The following is a 5,588-nucleotide window of genomic DNA, read 5'->3' as shown; positions in this document are numbered from 1 at the left end:
TTTGCTCAAGGAAGAAAAGTTTAATCATGTTTTCTGTTGCACAGATAATTCCCCACAAGAGAATTATCGCCCTACCTACGCTAATATCAAAGATGTTTTAGGTTTACCAGAGGAATATCAAGAAAAATTTATAGAAGAGGGTGGTGGTGATTTTTGGTTTTTCTTTAGTGGTCATGGTGCAAGGAAAGACAACGATCAAGAAGACTATCTCTTACCTCGTGATGCTAGCAAGAGAGACCTTAGTGGAACTTCTGTTTCAGTCACATATGTAAGGCAGCAACTCCGAAAAGCTGGAGCTGATAAAATTGTTGTTATTATAGATGCTTGTCGTGAAAATAGTTTTTCACAAATAGGGGAGCCAATTCAAGCTCAAATACGTGAAATGGAAGAAATATTGATTTACAGTTGTAGACCTTATGAGAAATCTCGAGAACTTGACAAAGTTCAACAAGGAGTTTTTACCTACAAGCTGTTAGAAGCATTTAGAAAAGGATATGTCACTCCTCAAAAGTTAGACGAATATCTTCAGCTTGAAGTTGCAAAATTAAGTAACCAGACTCCTATTATAAGGTATGGTTAAACAGAAATTTCCAACTTAATTTTGACTCCAAACTATGCTAATAAAGATGATATAGAAAATTTAACAAGTGAGGCTTTTACAGCTTCAAAAAAAGAAAAATGGTATGATGGAAATTCCCTATTTAAAAATTTAATTGACGTAAAAAATGTAAAACAAGGAGTATATTTAGATGAAAATGAAGACAAAGAGTATCGCAAAGTATATAAGCAAATAGATAAAAAACAAAAACCAGCTCCTCAACCATGGTCACGAATAAAAAGTATTCAAAGTAATAAATCTGATGAATTTTTAATGATAAGACTTATTATTGTTCTGTTGTTTTCTTTATTAGGAATGCCCTTAATGGAAAACATTTTATTAGTAATTTTTCGTGATGAACCTAAAACTCCAAACAGGATTGAAAATAGAAGTAAATAAAAACAGAAATTATCTTCCCATCAAAAATGTTTTCTATAGTAATAAGTTAAAGTTGGAAAAGTAGATATTAAATGAATGTATCTACTCCTCATCCCTACTAAAATATTACAACTTAAATCATATTTTTAGCTTTAGCTTGAATCAATAAATCTGAATCATCAACAAACAACTCAGCAGCTTGACTATCGCCTAACTGTTTTAATGCCAATAAACAAGCATATTTCAAGTCAAAAATTCTTGTATTACTGATAGTTTCTCTGAGCAAAGGTAGCGATCGCTCATCTCCTAAATTTGCCAAAGCAAGTGCAGCAGCACCACGAGATTTCTGAAACTGAGGTGCTCTGTTGTGCAGTGCTTCTACCAACAGATCGTAAGCATCAAAATATTTCAGCCAACCTAAAAGTTTAACTACATGATAGTGAGCGCCATAATCATTATGAGCGCTTTCGGCAAAAGTTGCCATTAATGCTGCACCTGCAATTTCTGGGTAAACTTGTAAAAGAGTTTTGCCAGCTAAATAACACCTGCCAAAATCTGTACTATATAACTCTTTAATAACAAACTCTAAAGCTGGTGTTTGGTCATATTCGTGAACTAACTCTAGATCGTTGGGATGGTCGCGAATAACTGAATCTAAAAATGGTTCAATTTCAGCAAAGTTAATCTCACCCGTGGGAATACCTGTTTCTGCTAAGAGTCTAATTCCCCGGAGCCGAAAAACCATTGAAACTGGGCATTTAGCAATACTCGGAATAGACTCATAATATTTAGTATCAATCAAGTCTTGAATACAACCACGTCTAGCATTAACACTAGAATGCTGTAAAAATTCCACTACCTTTGTCATTTCGGAATAGTTTCCTGTTAAACGACAAATAGTAGCGATCGCTGCACTAGCAATAGGTTCGTCATCGGATTCTGTAAACTGCTGAATTTTATTTATGGCAGGTTGATAGTTAAATTTGGCCAACACCTGAATAATTAAACGATAACTTTGACCTGGTTTTTCCAACAACTGAGCAATTTCTGCCAGAATTTCTTGGTCTTGAGTTCCTATTTCACCAATTGCCCAAACAGCATTTTCTGTAGTGTAACAGTCTGCATCACTCAAGCAACCTCGAATTGTCGGCAATGCTGATTTTACATTCAAACGCCCCAATGTTTCGATCGCCTTACGTCTAGCAATTTTCTGTTCTAAAACAGGATTAGTATCTTGTATAGTTTTGATTAAAGCATTAATTGAGCGATCGCTGGGAAAGTTCACTAAGTGACTTGCTGCAATATAACGGTCTGATTTATCTTCTAATTCCTCTAGAGGAGCTTCTAACAAAGCAATTGCTTTTTCTTCAGTTAATCCAGGAAATATATTGAAAAAACGCTTATCCATTTTCTTGGCGTGTTAATTACAATCAATAATTAGTTTGTTTAATAGATCGTATAACACTTTAGGACATAAACATACACTAATACCAAATTCATGCATAGATAGTTACAGTAAAATTATCAGGACTTACCCAAAGACACCATATATAGTGCATGGCAAATAGAGCGATATAGCTGCCGCACTTGCTCCCTGCGCCAACCCTTAAAAGATTATAGCGATCGCTATAATCTCCGATTTGAGATCTATCTCTAAAAACTTAAACAACCGTCATTTTAATTGCAGGGTATTTGAGCTGTGATACTAGATATTTAGATAATAATTGATGTTTTAGTCGAGCAATAGTGTTCCCTAGAATATTTGCCATTTTTTTCAAATGATTCCAGACTAACATAGCACAAGCAATGTGATTTTTTTGACTTTTTGCCCGACGGCATTGGCAAGACTCTAGCCCTGTTATACCATTTCTCAAAAAGAATGCTATACCCGATCGGGTGGAGAAGTGTGGTCCGTGTAGTCCGTGTTGGGAGGTAGGGACGTTGCACAGGCAAAAATGCGTTTCATGTCGCGCAGCGTTTCGGCTGTCGCCGACTTGAATTGCGGAGCTTTGCGTCAGCAAAACGTCCGTAGAACATAAGAATAATAAACATTAATTGGGCTATTATTAGCAAAAAATGATTTACCCTGTATTAATTACTTAATAACTGAAGTGCGACCTAAGTATAGCAATGCTTTTGGGAATTGGTATTAGTTGTTGAATTCTGGCGTGAAATTCCTCAATTTTCCATCTAGTGGTCCATTTCATTAATTTTGATGGGTTGGGTAAATCTTTGAAAGTTTAACTCTTGCATCTTCTGATGCAGAAACGCCAATCCACACAAACCCGATGCGTGATTACGCTCATACTCCCATATTGAAACCTCTTTTTCTAAAGTTTCCATATTTACAATTCTTCTATTTAAACATTGGCGTACTAGCACAGATAACTCAGATTCAACCATATTTAACCAACTACCATGTTTGGGTGTATGGTGAATCTCTAATTTTTTGGCGATTCTTCTGGCTTCAACTGGTTCAAATACTTCCTATAGAGCAGCAATAGTATGAGTATTTAAATTGTCTAATACTAATCGAATTACCGAATTATTAATTGTTAATTAAATAATTGTGGTTTAAAGCCTCCCCTTGGATAGGGGAAAAAAAGTGCTCTTGAATTTCCCAATCTTCAATTCCCTCGCGGTTAAAACCCGAGGTAATTATTAATTATCCATTATCAATTATCAATTAATGAAACTCGCTTCTCGAAAGTGAATATCCACTAATTCTTTCATACAATGAGCAAAATCAACCACTGTACTTCTATGAATCACCTTAATATGTCTCCATCCTAAATATGGAGCCAAAAAAGCAAATAAATTTCCGGTTCCATTGCGCTCATATTCATAGTCTATTTTTCCTACTTTACCTGGCTTTTCTTGCGTTTTAGCTTTGGGTAATATCGGTTGATTTACATTCTTAATTAATTGGCACAATTTTTCGTCAAAGCAGACTAGCGGTCGTTTTTGGTCTACTGGTTGACTATATAAATCCAGTACATCTTCCATTCTAGATACAAATTCTGAACTCACTTTTGGTATGCACCATTGTTGCTTCAACCAAGGTTTTAATTCATTTTTTTTAATGTTCGATAAACTGTACTCTGACTAATACTCTCAACTACTTCCAGACTGACAAGTTTGTCTGCTAACATTTTCAAAGTCCAGCCCACACTTCCAGATGGTGGATGACTACAAGTTGTTGCAATTAAATATGCTTCTCCCACACTCGTTAATTTCCGTGGCTTACCACTACGAGGACGATCTTTATAATGTGGTTTTTAAATCCTCTTGACAAAACTGCTTTCTCGTTCGCTCCACCGTTGCTACTGATATTCGGGTTTGTTTTGCTGATTATTTGATCTGTCTTACCTTCACTGGCCATTAGTAGTGTATGTGCCCGTCGAATTACTCTGGCATTGGAACTACCCTTTTTGACTATATCCAGTAGTTCTTGCCTTTGTTGTGATGAAAGATTAATTTTATCCAATTTATTCATATATTCTGATTTTTTGGCGTTGGCGGAGGGAGCAAGTGCGGCAGCTATATCGCACTGTCTGATTGGACTAATAGAGTCTATACTACTTTAGTATAGAATTAAACCCATCAAAATTAATGAAATGGACTAGAGTATGAATTGATTGAGAAATGGCGATCGCCTTTCAATAGAGAATCATGGAAATGGTGGGGACAACCTTTTGGTAAACTATAGGAATTTAAACTAACACGCTTATTGCAGCTTCGCAGTTATTAGACCCCAATAAAAATAGCGATAACTCTGTTATTTTAATAACGGCAACACCTTTTTCTTTAATAATTCCACCAGCTCTGGCTGCATATATTCATACTCATCTCTGATATCCAAGCAAATCAGTCGCTTGTTTTTGAGCCAAGGCTGAAACTTATTTGAAAGTTTACGTTGATGCGACTTTTCCATTACAAAAATTATGTCTGCCCATTGAATAGCTTCGCTGCATAAAGGAATTTCAGCACCTCGATTCAATCCAGCCGAGTCCACCTCCAAATCTGGATATTCAGAGAATATCGTTTCAGCGGTAGGACTGCGTAATCGGTTTTGACTGCAAATAAATAGTATTTTCTTGATCTTTATAATTTAATAGGTGAAAGTTCAAATATTAAACCATATCTCCTCACAAAACTATTGTTATGGCAGAATGTGACCCCTGAGTGCTAATCAATGTGTAAGAAAATTCACGCCCACCCACAATAAAAAGTTAATTGTGTAAGAAAATTCACGTCCACCCACAATAAAAAGTTAATTGTGATAACTCATGCACATTTTCCCACTTCCCCAAAAACTAGGAGATGATAAAAATATAGAGTAGGACTTACGCAACGACACTAATTATAGTGGTTTTATCTTGAATAATGACCAATTAATATGCAATATATAGCGTTACTCCGTAAGTCCTGCTCGATTCAAAAAACAAGGAGAAAATTATGCTTGCTGGAACTCAAACAACTACTACTCGTCCTACTATATCCCTTGGTAGCACTGGTGAAGATGTGAAAGATTTACAAAAAGTTTTGAATGCCACTGTTGCTGATACTAGCTTAGTAGTTGATGGAATATTTGGTAATCTTACAAAGGAAG

General features: G+C 35.7%; 8 protein-coding genes and 2 pseudogenes. 2 read left to right on the top strand and 8 right to left on the bottom strand.

The window, feature by feature from the left end; translation table 11 throughout:
• A partial coding sequence (locus F6K22_RS29735; protein ID WP_293106474.1) for a caspase family protein occupies window positions 1-580 on the top strand: 580 nt, incomplete at its 5' end.
• A 21-nt stretch (window positions 581-601) separates the two neighbouring features.
• The gene (locus F6K22_RS29730) at window positions 602-997 is read left to right on the top strand and encodes a hypothetical protein (protein ID WP_293106471.1); all 396 of its coding nucleotides are present in this window, start codon (window positions 602-604) and stop codon (window positions 995-997) included.
• Between the two features lie 112 nt (window positions 998-1,109).
• On the opposite strand, the gene F6K22_RS29725 is transcribed toward F6K22_RS29730, so the two are convergent.
• From F6K22_RS29725 to F6K22_RS42590, 8 genes and pseudogenes are all read right to left on the bottom strand, one after another.
• Entirely contained in the window at window positions 1,110-2,384 is a 1,275-nt protein-coding gene (locus F6K22_RS29725; RefSeq protein ID WP_293106469.1) for a C-phycoerythrin alpha-cysteine-82 phycoerythrobilin lyase CpeY, read from the bottom strand.
• 253 nt (window positions 2,385-2,637) lie between these two features.
• Window positions 2,638-2,850, bottom strand: coding sequence for a hypothetical protein (locus tag F6K22_RS29720; RefSeq protein ID WP_293106467.1), 213 nt, complete (start codon window positions 2,848-2,850; stop codon window positions 2,638-2,640).
• 332 nt (window positions 2,851-3,182) lie between these two features.
• Window positions 3,183-3,514: pseudogene (locus F6K22_RS29715) on the bottom strand (transposase); the annotation flags it as partial.
• A 144-nt stretch (window positions 3,515-3,658) separates the two neighbouring features.
• Window positions 3,659-4,006, bottom strand: a complete 348-nt coding sequence (locus F6K22_RS29710; protein WP_293106466.1) for a hypothetical protein — start codon at window positions 4,004-4,006, stop codon at window positions 3,659-3,661.
• 35 nt (window positions 4,007-4,041) lie between these two features.
• Window positions 4,042-4,200, bottom strand: coding sequence for a hypothetical protein (locus tag F6K22_RS29705; RefSeq protein WP_293106464.1), 159 nt, complete (start codon window positions 4,198-4,200; stop codon window positions 4,042-4,044).
• A gap of 5 nt (window positions 4,201-4,205) precedes the next feature.
• Window positions 4,206-4,472 carry a hypothetical protein gene (locus F6K22_RS29700; RefSeq protein WP_293106462.1) on the bottom strand — a complete coding sequence of 89 codons (267 nt, stop codon included), beginning with the start codon at window positions 4,470-4,472 and terminating at the stop codon, window positions 4,206-4,208.
• Window positions 4,473-4,754: 282 nt separating this feature from the next.
• Window positions 4,755-4,976 (bottom strand): hypothetical protein, encoded by a 222-nt coding sequence (locus F6K22_RS29695; RefSeq protein WP_293106460.1) that lies wholly within the window; start codon window positions 4,974-4,976, stop codon window positions 4,755-4,757.
• 6 nt (window positions 4,977-4,982) lie between these two features.
• Window positions 4,983-5,060 (bottom strand): annotated as a pseudogene (locus F6K22_RS42590) (hypothetical protein); the annotation flags it as partial.
• Window positions 5,061-5,588 lie beyond the last annotated feature (528 nt).

This window comes from Okeania sp. SIO2F4, from assembly GCF_010672385.1.
Taxonomy (GTDB): Bacteria; Cyanobacteriota; Cyanobacteriia; order Cyanobacteriales; family Microcoleaceae; genus Trichodesmium.
The sequence above is the reverse complement of the archived record's forward strand: the minus strand, read 5'-3'. Positions and strand labels throughout refer to the sequence as shown.